Origin of the sequence: Muricauda sp. SCSIO 64092, from assembly GCF_023016285.1 — a bacterium.
Classification (GTDB): domain Bacteria; phylum Bacteroidota; class Bacteroidia; order Flavobacteriales; family Flavobacteriaceae; genus Croceivirga.
The window spans coordinates 1,460,320-1,473,530 of record NZ_CP095413.1; the positions used below are offsets into that span (position 1 = coordinate 1,460,320).

The 13,211-nt window shown below is 44.7% G+C and carries 13 protein-coding genes; 7 read left to right on the forward strand and 6 right to left on the reverse strand.

Annotation, left to right across the window (positions count from 1 at the left end):
• Nucleotide 1 precedes the first annotated feature (1 nt).
• On the reverse strand, nucleotides 2-553 hold the full coding sequence (gene ruvC, locus L0P88_RS06125; RefSeq protein WP_247133730.1) for a crossover junction endodeoxyribonuclease RuvC: 552 nt from the start codon (nucleotides 551-553) through the stop codon (nucleotides 2-4).
• Between the two features lies 1 nt (nucleotide 554).
• Entirely contained in the window at nucleotides 555-1,031 is a 477-nt protein-coding gene (locus tag L0P88_RS06130) for a hypothetical protein (protein ID WP_247133731.1), read from the reverse strand.
• A 128-nt stretch (nucleotides 1,032-1,159) separates the two neighbouring features.
• On the opposite strand from L0P88_RS06130, the gene L0P88_RS06135 reads away from it, so the two are divergent.
• Nucleotides 1,160-1,672 carry a DUF456 domain-containing protein gene (locus L0P88_RS06135; RefSeq protein ID WP_247133732.1) on the forward strand — a complete coding sequence of 171 codons (513 nt, stop codon included), beginning with the start codon at nucleotides 1,160-1,162 and terminating at the stop codon, nucleotides 1,670-1,672.
• 12 nt (nucleotides 1,673-1,684) lie between these two features.
• Here the strand turns inward: L0P88_RS06135 and L0P88_RS06140 are convergent, their stop codons facing one another.
• Together L0P88_RS06140 and L0P88_RS06145 are read right to left on the reverse strand one after the other, a co-directional pair.
• A complete protein-coding gene (locus tag L0P88_RS06140; RefSeq protein WP_247133733.1) occupies nucleotides 1,685-2,239 on the reverse strand; it encodes a nitroreductase in 555 nt (184 codons plus the stop codon).
• 28 nt (nucleotides 2,240-2,267) lie between these two features.
• Complete coding sequence (locus L0P88_RS06145; RefSeq protein ID WP_247133734.1) at nucleotides 2,268-3,179, reverse strand: LysR family transcriptional regulator; 912 nt, start codon at nucleotides 3,177-3,179, stop codon at nucleotides 2,268-2,270.
• Nucleotides 3,180-3,248: 69 nt separating this feature from the next.
• Between L0P88_RS06145 and hutH the strand changes: the two genes are divergently transcribed.
• From hutH to hutG, 4 genes are read left to right on the forward strand one after another with little or no spacing between them, the layout of a single operon-like run.
• Nucleotides 3,249-4,814 carry a histidine ammonia-lyase gene (gene hutH / locus L0P88_RS06150; protein ID WP_247133735.1) on the forward strand — a complete coding sequence of 522 codons (1,566 nt, stop codon included), beginning with the start codon at nucleotides 3,249-3,251 and terminating at the stop codon, nucleotides 4,812-4,814.
• Between the two features lies 1 nt (nucleotide 4,815).
• Nucleotides 4,816-6,045 carry an imidazolonepropionase gene (gene hutI / locus L0P88_RS06155; protein ID WP_247133736.1) on the forward strand — a complete coding sequence of 410 codons (1,230 nt, stop codon included), beginning with the start codon at nucleotides 4,816-4,818 and terminating at the stop codon, nucleotides 6,043-6,045.
• A gap of 2 nt (nucleotides 6,046-6,047) precedes the next feature.
• Nucleotides 6,048-8,066: a urocanate hydratase gene (locus L0P88_RS06160; protein WP_247133737.1), complete on the forward strand. Its 2,019-nt coding sequence runs from the start codon at nucleotides 6,048-6,050 to the stop codon at nucleotides 8,064-8,066.
• Nucleotides 8,067-8,070: 4 nt separating this feature from the next.
• Nucleotides 8,071-9,024 (forward strand): formimidoylglutamase, encoded by a 954-nt coding sequence (hutG, locus tag L0P88_RS06165; RefSeq protein WP_247133738.1) that lies wholly within the window; start codon nucleotides 8,071-8,073, stop codon nucleotides 9,022-9,024.
• A gap of 114 nt (nucleotides 9,025-9,138) precedes the next feature.
• Here hutG and L0P88_RS06170 read toward each other — a convergent pair whose 3' ends face one another.
• Nucleotides 9,139-10,095, reverse strand: a complete 957-nt coding sequence (locus tag L0P88_RS06170; protein ID WP_247133739.1) for an ROK family protein — start codon at nucleotides 10,093-10,095, stop codon at nucleotides 9,139-9,141.
• Between the two features lie 86 nt (nucleotides 10,096-10,181).
• On the opposite strand from L0P88_RS06170, the gene L0P88_RS06175 reads away from it, so the two are divergent.
• Both L0P88_RS06175 and xylA read left to right on the forward strand, forming a co-directional pair.
• A complete protein-coding gene (locus tag L0P88_RS06175; protein ID WP_247133740.1) occupies nucleotides 10,182-11,663 on the forward strand; it encodes a xylulokinase in 1,482 nt (493 codons plus the stop codon).
• Between the two features lie 10 nt (nucleotides 11,664-11,673).
• Nucleotides 11,674-12,999 (forward strand): xylose isomerase, encoded by a 1,326-nt coding sequence (gene xylA / locus L0P88_RS06180; RefSeq protein WP_247133741.1) that lies wholly within the window; start codon nucleotides 11,674-11,676, stop codon nucleotides 12,997-12,999.
• Nucleotides 13,000-13,002: 3 nt separating this feature from the next.
• Here xylA and L0P88_RS06185 read toward each other — a convergent pair whose 3' ends face one another.
• The gene (locus tag L0P88_RS06185; protein ID WP_247133742.1) at nucleotides 13,003-13,185 is read right to left on the reverse strand and encodes a CPXCG motif-containing cysteine-rich protein; all 183 of its coding nucleotides are present in this window, start codon (nucleotides 13,183-13,185) and stop codon (nucleotides 13,003-13,005) included.
• Between the last annotated feature and the right edge of the window lie 26 nt (nucleotides 13,186-13,211).

Genomic DNA, 13,211 nt, shown 5'->3' on the forward strand with positions numbered 1-13,211 from the left:
ACTAACCAATTTTCTTTGGGTTCTGCTTTACAAAGGCTTCCCAACCCGTGTAGCTTACCCCAACATTTATCCGACCCTCATTGTAAAAATGACATACGGCCGCAGCTAGACCATCCGTACTGTCCAAATTTTTTGGTAAGGTCTTTAGGGCCAAAAGACCCTGCAACATCTTGGCCACTTGTTCCTTACTGGCATTTCCATTACCTGTTATGGCCATTTTTATTTTTTTGGGCAGGTATTCCGTAATGGGAATTTGCCTGGAAAGACCCGCGGCCATGGCCACTCCCTGCGCCCTCCCCAGTTTTAGCATGGATTGCACATTCTTGGAATAGAATGGGGCTTCTATCGCTATTTCATCCGGATGATAGGTGTCTATGAGTTCCAAGGTCCGTTCAAAAATGAGTTTTAGCCTTAGATAGGGGTCATCGTATTTTTTGAGCATGAGTTCGTTCATTTGAACAAACTCCATTTTTTTGTTGACTACCTTAATGATTCCAAAACCCATGATTTGGGTTCCCGGGTCAATACCTAATATGATCTTTTCCTTTGCCAACTTATTTTTCAGTATCCAAAACAATGGGAAGCCTAAATTTAATTTTCACGTTTATCCCCCTTTTATGTGCCGGAATAACCGTTAAATCCTTGAAACGTGTTCGTATCTCATCCCTAAATCCGGGCACTACTTCCTCTATTTTGTTGTTATCCTCGATTTCTATAATGTTTATAAAACCATCTTCATCTACCTCAAAATCCACAAATAGGGTATCCTTGATCTCCTTGTCCACTTCGTAGACGGTATCGCTAAACGCCTCCACAAACCGTTTGAGCATCTCGCGTTCAAAGCAATCGCGCTGTGCTGCTTTTTGTGCCATTTCATCGCATTCCCCAAAAAGTGGAAATTGGTCCACATCGTTCCAATCAATGGCCATAAGTTCTTCATTGACCGCTCTTTTGGTCTGTTCCTCTTTGGTTGAAAAATAGGCACAGGAAGTCAAAATGAGTAGGATTGACAAGAACCAGCTTCGTTGCATAGAGCCCCAAGAATTTGGCTGAAATTACGATATTTTGGAGAAAGTTTGCCCTAGGTCCTATTCTCGCAACCAATGGTTGAGTGTAACAAAATCGATTTAAATTTGTCTAACGATATAAAGTTTTAAAATTGGACATTGCATTACTATTTATAGGTTTTCTTTTAATGCTGGTGGGGATTTTGGGAAGTTTTCTTCCCGTCTTGCCGGGACCTCCCGTGAGCTGGATCGGGCTCCTGCTCCTTCACTTGACCAAAGCTGTTCCTGATAATTGGTGGTTCTTGGGCATTACACTGGCCATAGCTTTGGTGGTCACGGTCATGGACTATATCATTCCAGCGGCCGGCACCAAAAAATTTGGGGGCACCAAGTGGGGCATGTGGGGCAGCATTATCGGGTTATTGGTGGCTATTTTTTTTCCTGTACTGGGTCCTTTGGGCATTATTGTCTGGCCTTTTGTTGGCGCTTTGGTCGGTGAACTGGCCAATAAGTCCGAAAAGGATAAAGCCCTTAAAGCGGCCTTTGGGTCTTTTATCGGTTTTCTGACCGGTACCTTTTTAAAGTTTTTAATTGCAATTGTCTATGCTGGCCTATACATATGGAAATCCATTGAATACATCCCGGAAATCTTTACATTTTCCTAGGGCCTGTTAACCCTAGTCCAACCAATGTACTTTGTTTGAAATGGGTTCCCTTTCCCCTATTGCCGGTTCTTCATCATAATAGCCCAAATAGAACAGCCCCAAACACCTTTCCCCTTTGTTCAGTTCCATAAATTCATCCATGTACTTAATAAGTCCTGGAGAGCTCCAATAACAGCCCAAGTTTAATTCGGTACAGCACAACCACATGTTCTGGACCGCCATGGCCGTAGCGGCCAATTCCTCCCATTCCGGTAAACTTTCCTTGGGATCACGTTGCATACAAATGACAATGACCGCTCCTGCTTTTCTTGGGTTCTCCTGCAGCTTCCGAATCTTAATTTGCTTTGGTTTGGAATCCACCTCTTGATACTTTGAGGACAAAAAATCCCCCAATTTCGCTTTTGACTCCCCCATCAACACCTTAAAACGCCATGGTTCGGTCCTTTTATGGTTGGGTGCCCAATTGGCGGCCTCCAATAATTGTTCTATGGTTTCCCTTTGCACGGGTTTGTCATTGTACTGTACTGGAAAGACGGAACGTCTCTTTTTGATAAGTTCAAAAATCATAGCCTTTGTTTTTCACAAATTTAGGCTTTCAATTACGGTACTTCAACTTGTCCAACAACAATTTTAAACCATAATGCAACACCGGATTGCGATTGTCCGCTTTCCAAATCATGGAAAGAACCGCCCGTTGTCCAATCTTGTTCAATTCAATGAATTTCACATCCATTTGAAAACCGTGTTGTAATGAGGTAGGTACAATGGCAATGCCCAATTTGTTTTCGACCAATGTAAAAATGGTTTGTGCATGAACGGATTTATGGGATACTTTCGGCACAAACCCGGCATCTTGACAGATACCTATTACGGTGTCATAGTACAATGGACTGTAATCCTGGGAAAAAAGAATGAATTCCTCCTCAGCCACTTGATGCATCCCTTTAAAACGGCCATGGTCCAGATGGTGGTCCTTTGGTAGCACCAGGGAGAAGGTATCCGTAAATACCGGTTTCAGACAAATTCCTTTGGGAACCCTTGCCAAGCGCACAAAACCTAAATCCAATTGGTCCTTTAAAATGGCATTGACCTGGGACCTGTTTGATAGTTCCTCCAAACTGGTATGGATACCGGGATAGTGCTGTTGCAATTCCAGTAGTAACCTGGGGACCACATTTTGCATGGCGGAGCCTAAAAACCCTATTCGAATTTCCCCTAGTTGGCCTTCTCCAATAAGTTTCACCTGTTTTTTGACATTCCTAAGATGGTTCAATAGATATCCCACTTCTTTTTTCAGAAACTCCCCGGCAGGCGTAAGCCTTACCTTCTTTTTATCCCGTATGAACAAGGCCGTGCCCAATAGTTCTTCCATTTGCTTTATCTGCGTACTTAATCCAGGTTGGGAAATAAACAGTTTTTCCGCAGCTTTTCTAAAATGCAGTTCCTCAGCGACCATGGAAAAATAGGTTAAGTGACGCAGTTCTATTTGATAATTTTCAGTTATCATATGCCTAATTAATATGTATTGGTGATTATCAAAATTATCAAATAATTTTAGGTAGGTAAATAAAAGCATATGAGTCCCTTTTTATACGGTGAGAATTACCTAACGGCTACCAAGGCACTTGCCCTTTCCCGTAATGTCCTAAAGGCGGAGCTGTCGCCAAAAACCAGGAAACGGGTTGAAAAAAGTGCGCAGAACGTGGCCGCAATGGTTGAACTGGGAACCCCGGTTTACGGAATCAATACCGGTTTTGGTCCGTTGTGCACCACGTCCATTTCAAAAGAGGAGACCAAAATTTTGCAATCCAACATTTTACAAAGCCATAGCGTTGGTGTTGGGACGCCCATCAAAAAGGAATTGGCCAAATTAATGTTGGTCCTTAAGATCCATGCCCTGGCCAAAGGGCACTCAGGAATCCAATTGTCCACTTTGGAGCGCCTGATCTGGCACATGGAAAATGATGCCATCCCAGTAGTTCCTTCACAGGGCTCCGTAGGTGCTTCCGGAGATCTGGCCCCGCTTTCACATCTGTTCCTGCCTTTGCTTGGTTTAGGAAAAGTGATGTATAAAAATGAAACCATCCCAACCTCCCTGCTTTTCGAAAAAACCGGACTGGGTCCTTTGGAACTTGGTCCCAAGGAAGGATTGGCACTTATAAACGGCACCCAATTTATTTTGGCACATGCCGTGAGCGTACTGGAGAAATTCCACAATTGCCTAAGACAGGCAGATATTATCGGTGCCATGATGTTGGAAGGGCTGCAAGGTTCCATAAGTCCCTTTGATAAAAAACTGCACGAATTACGCCCTTATAAAGGAAGTCAGCATGTGGCCGGAAGAATACGGACATTGTTGAAGGGTTCAGAAATCCTCGAGGATCACATGGATTGTGACCGGGTCCAGGATCCTTATTCCCTACGTTGCATTCCCCAGGTACACGGTGCTTCCAGAAATACATGGCTGCATGTAAAGGAGCTCATTGAAATTGAATTGAACTCAGTCACCGATAATCCCATTATCATGGATCAATATCAGGCCATAAGTGGAGGTAATTTTCATGGACAGCCATTGGCCATGGCATTGGATTATGCCGCATTGGCGGCTTCAGAATTGGGGAGTATTTCGGACAGAAGGATCTATTTGGCTTTGGAGGGAAGCCCAGGTGTTCCCCAACTGTTAATGAAGGATACGGGAATCAATTCAGGATATATGATCTTGCAGTATACCGCCGCCGCCCTTGCCAGTGAAAACAAAAGCCTCTGTTTTCCCGCAAGCGCCGATAGTATCCCAACATCACTGGGGCAAGAGGACCATGTAAGTATGGGATCGATAAGTGGTAGAAAGGCTTTGCAGATCCTTACCAATGTTGAAAAAATATTGGCCATTGAACTATTGACGGCAGCGCAGGCCTTTGAATTTAGAAAGCCGCTGAAATCAGGTATCTTATTGGACGAAGTGCACAAATTCCTGAGAACGAAAGTTCCTTTTGCTGAAAAAGACAGGGTATTTGCCAATGATATTGAAACTGCAATAGGGTTGATACAGTCCGGGGAAATCCCGAAATTGATAGACGATGTAATGCTTAAGCACAATATTGTTTGGGAAACTCTGCATCGTGAAGTATTTGAAACGTTTTAACATGTCTGGACATAAACTTATTGGCCCATTTACACAGTTACTACCGTTATCCGGATTGGCTCTGAAAGGTTCGCTTAGGGATGAGCAATTACAACCCATTTCCAATGGGGGCATTTTGGTCTCGGAAGGAAAAATTCGGAAAATAGGTATATTTCAAAGTTTGGAGGCCGAAGCCGAAAACATTGAACGGATTGAACATAAAAGCATATGCCTCCCTGGATTTATCGATGCCCATACCCATATTTGTTTTGGGGGATCCAGGGCCAATGATTATGCCATGCGCAATTCGGGAAAGGGTTATCTGGAAATTGCCAAAGCCGGGGGAGGCATCTGGGATACCGTAACAAAGACCAGGGACGCATCAGAGGAAACATTGATACGTGGAATAATCAAACGTTGCACAAGTCATTTACACCTTGGCGTTACCACTCTTGAAGTTAAAAGTGGTTATGGCCTTTCGGTCAATGAAGAGCTCAAAATGCTAAGGGCCATTAAAAGAGCTTCAGAATTGGTTGTACAGGATATCATTGTTACCTGCCTGGCTGCGCATATGAAACCCAAGGATTGGGTTGGGCCACCTGTTTTGTATTTGGAGGAAATCGCAAACAAGTTATTTCCCGTGTTACAGTCAGAAAAATTGTCCAACCGAATTGATGCTTTTATCGAGGAGAGTGCATTTTCATCAAATGAAATAAAATCCTATTTCTCAAAGGCAAAAGGAATGGGATTTGATATTGTGGTTCATGCAGACCAATTTACAACTGGTGGAAGTCAGGTTGCTGTTGATTTTGGGGCCATAAGTGCGGACCATCTGGAGGCCAGTACCGAGCAGGAAATTAAAATGCTGGCGAAAAGTAGTGTCATTGCCATGGCGCTTCCCGGTGCCTCAATAGGTTTGGGGTGTTCGTTTACCCCTGCACGAAAAATCCTGGATATGGGAGGGGCCCTGGCCATAGCAAGCGATCATAACCCGGGATCGGCCCCAATGGGCAATTTATTGACCCAAGCCTGTATTTTGGGAACCTTTGAAAAACTGTCCAATGCCGAAGTTTTGGCCGGAATTACGTTTAGGGCAGCAGCAGCCTTAAACTTAAAGGACAGGGGAAGTCTGGAGGTAGGGAAAAAAGCCGATTTTGTCATTTTTCCCACGGACAATTACCAGGAGGTTACCTACCATCAAGGGCAATTAAAACCCCACGGGGTATGGAAAAATGGAACTAGAGTATTTTAATTATGCAAACAGCATTGTCAACGGAATTCAAAAAACAAATCCTTCAAGGTATTCCCACGGAATTACCTCCGAAAAGGCCATATCCCAAAGGTGGTAATCCCGCTCCCAAACGAAAGGATATCCTTTCCCCCGAAGAGAAAAAATTAGCTATCCGAAATGCCCTCCGTTACTTTCCCAAAGCATGGCATCCCGAGTTGGCCCAAGAGTTCGCGGCGGAACTGACCGCATTTGGCAGGATCTATATGTTCCGTTTCAAACCCGGTTATCCCATGTTTGCCCGACCTATTGGGGAGTATCCGGCAAAAAACCGGCAAGCGGCAGCCATCATGCTTATGATCCAGAACAATCTGGATCCCGCAATTGCCCAACATCCGGAGGAATTGATTACCTATGGCGGTAATGGTGCAGTGTTCCAAAACTGGGCACAATACCTCCTTACCATGAAATATTTGGCCGAAATGACCGATACACAAACCCTCCATATGTATTCGGGACATCCAATGGGCCTTTTTCCGTCCTCAAAAGAAGCACCTCGTGTAGTAGTTACCAATGGAATGATGATCCCTAATTATTCCAAGTCGGATGATTGGGAAAAATTCAACGCCCTGGGCGTAACCCAGTACGGACAAATGACGGCGGGTTCTTATATGTATATAGGCCCCCAGGGAATTGTACATGGCACTACAATTACCGTAATGAACGCCTTTAGAAAAGTCTTAAAAGCAGGGGAATCCACTGAGGGAAAAATATTCCTGACCGCAGGCCTCGGAGGAATGAGCGGTGCACAACCCAAGGCCGGTACCATTGCGAAATGCATTACCGTTTGCGCGGAAGTAAATCCAAATGCGGCACAAAAAAGACATGAACAAGGATGGGTGGATGAGCTTATCGATGACATTGAACGTCTTATTCTTAGGGTAAAAAAAGCCATTGTTCAAAAAGAGGTCATTTCCATTGCTTATGTGGGCAACGTGGTTGAAGTATGGGAAGCCTTTGCTCGGGCGAACATTTTTGTGCATTTGGGTTCCGATCAGACCTCCCTGCACAATCCATGGGCCGGAGGCTATTATCCCATTGGTCTTTCGTTTGAGGAAGCCAATGCGCTTATGGTGGAAAACCCCAAGCGTTTCAAGGAAAAGGTTCAAGAGTCTTTACGAAGACAGGTAAATGCCATCAATTGGCACGTGTCCAAAGGGACCTATTTTTTTGATTACGGAAATGCTTTTTTGTTGGAAGCCTCCAGGGCCAATGCCAATGTTATGGCGGAAAATGGAACCGATTTTAGATATCCATCCTATGTACAGGACATTCTGGGGCCCATGTGTTTTGATTATGGTTTCGGTCCCTTCCGGTGGGTGTGTACCTCAGGCAAGGCGGAAGATCTGAAAAAGACCGACACCATTGCCCTGGAAGTCATGAGGAAAATCAAAACCCGTTCCCCAAAGGAAATCCAGCAGCAAATGCAGGACAATATCATTTGGATAGAAGAGGCGGATAAAAATAAGTTGGTGGTTGGCTCCCAGGCCCGAATACTGTATGCCGATGCCGAAGGAAGGCTAAAAATCGCTGAAGCCTTCAATGATGCCATTGCCAAAGGGACCATTTCAGCTCCCGTGGTATTGGGTCGCGATCACCACGATGTCAGTGGAACGGACTCTCCATTTAGGGAGACCAGCAATATTTATGATGGAAGTAGGTTTACCGCAGATATGGCCATTCATAACGTAATAGGTGATAGTTTTAGGGGTGCCACCTGGGTTTCCATCCATAATGGCGGCGGTGTAGGATGGGGCGAAGTCATCAATGGTGGATTTGGATTGGTACTTGACGGGACCCAGGAAACTTTGGAAAGGTTGCGCAACATGCTGTTCTATGATGTGAACAATGGTATTGCAAGGCGGAGTTGGGCAAGAAATGACGAAGCCCTATTCGCCATAAAACGGGAAATGCGGCGTACACCACAACTTAAGGTCACTTTACCAAATTTTGTTGATGATCAACTGTTGGATGATTTAATTTAGTTCCATGGCCAATTATCTCTCCCCCAAAAAAAAGCTATGGACCGGCAGAAGCTCGGAAAACGATCTTTATCTGCACGAAAAAGTCCGTTGCCTTCCCTTTACCAAAGTTCCATCCGTTAAGGACCAATTTGCCATTTTAGGATATTGCTGCGATGAGGGCGTTCGGCTCAATCACGGGCGAACAGGGGCCAAAAATGGCCCTGAAGCGATTAGAAAGGCCCTGGGAAAAATGCCCAATCATTTAAAGGCTGGGCAATACGTAACGGATGTAGGCGATATCGTTTGCCATACGGATGGTTTGGAAAACGCACAACACACGTTGGGTGAAAGCGTGGCGGAACTTCTTGAAAAGCATACTTTTCCAATAGTACTGGGTGGTGGACATGATATTGCCTATGGGCATTACAATGGCATTAAAAAATACCTGCTTTCCAAAAACAAAAGGCCGTCCATTGGAATCATCAACCTTGATGCCCATTTTGATTTAAGAAATGATGTCAATGGACCCACTTCCGGAACTCCTTTTTTTCAAATTGCGAATGAAAACGAACCCTTTAATTATTTGTGCCTGGGCATTCGGAAAGACGCCAATGACAAACAGTTGTTTCAACTGGCGGAAGAGTTGGGGGTCACTTATGTCCTTAGAAACACCTTTCGTATACAGTTTGTAAAAGAAATCAATACATGGATCCGTGCCTTTATGGCTAAGGTGGATTACATTTACCTAACCATTGACCTCGATGGTTTTTCATCTGCATATGCGCCCGGTGTGAGTGCACCTTCGCCACTGGGTTTTTCACCTGACGTAGTCTTGGAAAGTTTGGAAACCATTACCTCATCCGGCAAGTTGATCAGTATGGACATTGCGGAAATGAACCCAAAATATGATGTGGATGGCTTAACCGCAAAACTGGCGGCTTCATTGGTTCACCACATCATTCATTCCGAATTTCCATAAATAAAAAAAGCCTCCCAGAAGGAAAGCCTTTCATTGGTTAACGTCTTTCGACCTAACACAATCCGCCCATAGCGGATTCAACACAACTCCGCAAAGATATGGAAAGAATTAAATTCAACGGTTTTTTTCCCAAATTAAAGCTGCAGCACCACAAATGGCAGCAGTTTTACCTTCCATTCCCGACTCCAATATCTTGACCTTTCCCTTATAGACCTGCAATAAGTATTCATTGAAATATTTATCCAGTGGTTCAAGGATCCATTTTCCGCTATTCACCAGTCCGCCCATTAAAATAAAAGCTTCCGGTTGGGTAAAGGCGGTAAAATTTGCCAGGGCCAGGGCCATCATTCGCGCGGTATAATCAAAGGCTCTCAAGGCAATGGTGTCACCCTCTTCGGCGGCTTGGGTGATTTCCTCACCGTGTAGATCATTATAGGCAACATTTCTAAATCTACTCTCATCCATATACTTGCTTAGCATATACATGATGGTCCGTTTTAGCCCAGTGGCAGATACATAGGCCTCCAGCCCACCTCGTACCCCAAGTCCTGTCAATCGGCCATCGCCCACGGTCATATCTACATGACCCAGTTCACCTGCAAATCCATCATATCCATCGATCAACTGTCCATTGGCCACAATACCGGCCCCAAATCCCGTACCCAAGGTAATTGCAATAAAATCGGTCATTTCCTTACCCCTTCCGAACATCAATTCCCCCAAGGCCGCTGCACTGGCATCATTCATAATACGCATGGGAACGTTCCATTTTTCCTTCAATCGCTCCAAAATGGGGACACTGCCCTTCCAAGCCAAATTGGCCGCACTTTCAATGGTTCCCCTTTTGCTGGATGCATTGGGCGCACCAATGCCACATCCAAGAATGTTAGGGGTAAAATCCAAATTGGCTATAAGTTCATCGCAGGTTTTTTTCACCTGCTCCAAATATGCATCCAACTCAAGGTATTCCTTGGTTCTAAAAAAAGTCTGTTCCAAACAGACTCCTTTATTATCCACCAAGCCAATCTTGGTTTTGGTCCCCCCGATGTCTATTCCAACTACTAAGTCCATGGTCGATCAATAAGATTGGCCTAAAGATAATCCATAAGAAGTTTTTTCTCTAATTTTAAAACGATTGCCTTTAACAATAAATCCAAATGTACTTTTTAGGAATTGATTTGGGAAGCTCATCCATAAAGATTGCCCTGGTTGACCGGATATCCGGGAGGCCCTTGGCCGTCCTACAAGAGCCACAAAAAGAAATGTCCATGTATGCTCCCCAACAAGGCTGGGCCGAGCAAAACCCGAATGATTGGTGGCATTTTACCTGTAAGGGCATTCAAAGGATCATAGAGGAAAACAAGGTTACCAAAGAGCAAATCCTTGGGATTGGAATAGCTTATCAAATGCATGGATTGGTGGTGGTGGACAAAGATGGGAATCCATTGCGCAATGCCATCATCTGGTGCGATAGTCGTGCTGTTGGTATTGGAAACAAGGCATATTCGGATTTAGGCCACAATTTTTGCGATGGCCATCTTTTAAATTCACCAGGAAATTTTACAGCTTCCAAATTGAGATGGGTGCAGGAAAACGAACCCGAAACCTTTGCCAAAATCCATAAATTCATGTTACCTGGGGATTTTTTGGCCTTTCGCTTCTCAGATAAGATCAACACCACTGTTTCCGGCCTATCGGAAGCAATCCTATGGGACTTTAAAAAGGATCAAATCTCCCAGGAAGTACTTGGACAGTATACCATTCCATCCCAAATTTTGCCAGATGTAGTCGATACTTTTTCCGAACAGGCCACGGTTTCCACAACGGGCAGCCAAGAGAGTGGCCTTGCTGTGGCAACCCCCATCTTGTACCGGGCAGGAGATCAACCCAATAATGCATTGTCCTTAAATGTTTTTCTCCCCGGAGAGGTGGCCGCCACTGGCGGAACTTCGGGGGTCATGTATGCAATTACGGACAACTTATCCGCTAAGGAATGTTCCCGGGTCAACAATTTTGCCCATGTGAACTATCGGTCAAAAAAGACCAGAACCATTGGAAAACTGCTCTGCATCAATGGTGCTGGCATCCAATATCGTTGGTTGATGAACAATTTGTCCGTTACTTCCTATGAGGAAATGAACCAACTTGCGTCGGAGGTAGAAATCGGTTCGGAAGGGGTTTGTATCCTTCCCTTTGGAAATGGAGCGGAGCGAATGCTGTTACATGCGGATATCGGGACCCGAATAGTAAACCTAAATCTGAACAGACACCATAAAGGCCATCTGTGTCGCGCTGCACTGGAGGGCATTGCCTTTTCGTTTGTTTATGGGTTTGAGATCATGCAATCGGATGGCATTCGACCCACCGTGATCCGAGCGGGAAACGACAACCTTTTTCGTTCCGAAATTTTCTCCAACACCCTAACCACTTTGATTGGTCAACAAATAGAGATTTACGACACCACCGGTGCCATTGGAGCTGCAAGGGCCTGCGTATTGATCGATGATGACTACCAACAATTTGCTTCCTTCACAAAGGATGACCATGTGTTGACCTACATGCCCAAAAAAGAAAAGGCCGCCTATGGCGACGCCTATGAAAAATGGAAAAAAGAACTGAACTTGATTTTGAAACACTAAAAATACCGAAATGGCAACCATAGGAAATACCGAATACTTTAAGGGCATTGGAGAGATTACATATGAAGGAAAAGCGTCTGACAATCCTTTGGCCTACAAATTTTACAATCCGGAACAAATCGTGGCCGGAAAAAGCATGCGCGAACATTTCAAGTTTGCCATGGCCTATTGGCATACCCTTTGTGGCACCGGTGGAGATCCATTTGGTCCGGGCACCAAAAACTTTCCCTGGGCAACAAAAAACGACCCCATTGAGGCTGCCAGGGAAAAAGCGGATGCGGCGTTTGAGTTTATCACTAAAATGGGTTTTGATTACTATTGTTTTCATGATTATGACCTTGTGGACGAAGCGGATTCGCTGGCAGAATCCGAAAAAAGGGTACTGCATATGGTGGACTACCTAAAGGAGAAAATGAAAGCTTCCGGGGTAAAGTTGCTCTGGGGAACGGCCAATTTGTTCTCCCATCCCAGATATATGAACGGAGCTGCCTCCAACCCTAATTTTGATGTAGTGGCACGAGCGGGGGCGCAACTCAAAATTGCCCTGGACGCCACTATGGAATTAAACGGTGAAAACTATGTTTTTTGGGGCGGCCGTGAAGGGTATATGTCCCTGTTGAACACCGATATGAAATTGGAACAGGACAATATTGGACGGTTTATGCGGATGGCACGTGATTATGCCCGTTCCCAAGGGTTTACAGGCACGTTTTTTATAGAACCCAAACCCATGGAACCCTCCAAGCATCAATATGATTTTGATGCAGCGACCTCCATCAATTTCATACGTGAACAAGGATTGGAAAAAGATTTTAAACTGAATATTGAGGTAAACCATGCCACATTGGCCCAACATACCTTTCAGCATGAACTTCAAGTAGCGGCAAATGCCGGAATGTTGGGAAGTATCGACGCCAATCGCGGGGATTATCAAAATGGGTGGGATACGGACCAGTTCCCCAATAATGTTCTGGAAACGGCCGAGGCAATGTTGGTTTTCCTAAAAAGTGGCGGGTTGCAAGGTGGAGGCATCAACTTTGACGCTAAAACCCGTAGAAACTCAACCGATCTGGAAGATATTTTTATTGCTCATATTGGCGGTGCCGATACGTTTGCCCGTGGGTTATTGGTAGCCGATGCCGTTATTAACAACTCCAGCTACGAAGAATTATTGGACAACCGTTACGCCTCTTTTAATTCGGGAAAAGGATTGGATTTTGTGCGTGGGTCCCTTTCGCTGACCGATCTTCATGATTATGCCAAACTTGCAGGGGAACCTGAGCAAAGAAGTGGAAAACAGGAGCTTTTTGAAAATATTTTGAATCAGTACCTCTAAAACCTACTGCCCTAAAGGTGAACAACGGAACTCCACCAGTTCATTGCCCGTAAAGCTAGCCGTGACTTCAATGGGATTGCAACACACCTCACAATCCTCAACATAGGCTTGTGTGGACACCGAGGTATCCAACAGCATTGAGATTTCTTCCCAGCAATACGGACATTGAAAGAAGTGCTCCAACATTTTTGAATTGTTTTTAAGGCTTTGGC

Bases quoted from the DNA above. Each gene is read 5' to 3' on its own strand.
- L0P88_RS06130 (WP_247133731.1), bottom strand. From the start codon at position 1,031: ATGCAACGAAGCTGGTTCTTGTCAATCCTACTCATTTTGACTTCCTGT.
- hutH (WP_247133735.1), top strand. From the start codon at position 3,249: ATGAGTCCCTTTTTATACGGTGAGAATTACCTAACGGCTACCAAGGCA.
- L0P88_RS06185 (WP_247133742.1), bottom strand. From the start codon at position 13,185: ATGTTGGAGCACTTCTTTCAATGTCCGTATTGCTGGGAAGAAATCTCA.
- hutI (WP_247133736.1), top strand. From the start codon at position 4,816: ATGTCTGGACATAAACTTATTGGCCCATTTACACAGTTACTACCGTTA.
- L0P88_RS06160 (WP_247133737.1), top strand. From the start codon at position 6,048: ATGCAAACAGCATTGTCAACGGAATTCAAAAAACAAATCCTTCAAGGT.
- xylA (WP_247133741.1), top strand. From the start codon at position 11,674: ATGGCAACCATAGGAAATACCGAATACTTTAAGGGCATTGGAGAGATT.
- L0P88_RS06170 (WP_247133739.1), bottom strand. From the start codon at position 10,095: ATGGACTTAGTAGTTGGAATAGACATCGGGGGGACCAAAACCAAGATT.
- L0P88_RS06175 (WP_247133740.1), top strand. From the start codon at position 10,182: ATGTACTTTTTAGGAATTGATTTGGGAAGCTCATCCATAAAGATTGCC.
- L0P88_RS06145 (WP_247133734.1), bottom strand. From the start codon at position 3,179: ATGATAACTGAAAATTATCAAATAGAACTGCGTCACTTAACCTATTTT.
- hutG (WP_247133738.1), top strand. From the start codon at position 8,071: ATGGCCAATTATCTCTCCCCCAAAAAAAAGCTATGGACCGGCAGAAGC.
- L0P88_RS06140 (WP_247133733.1), bottom strand. From the start codon at position 2,239: ATGATTTTTGAACTTATCAAAAAGAGACGTTCCGTCTTTCCAGTACAG.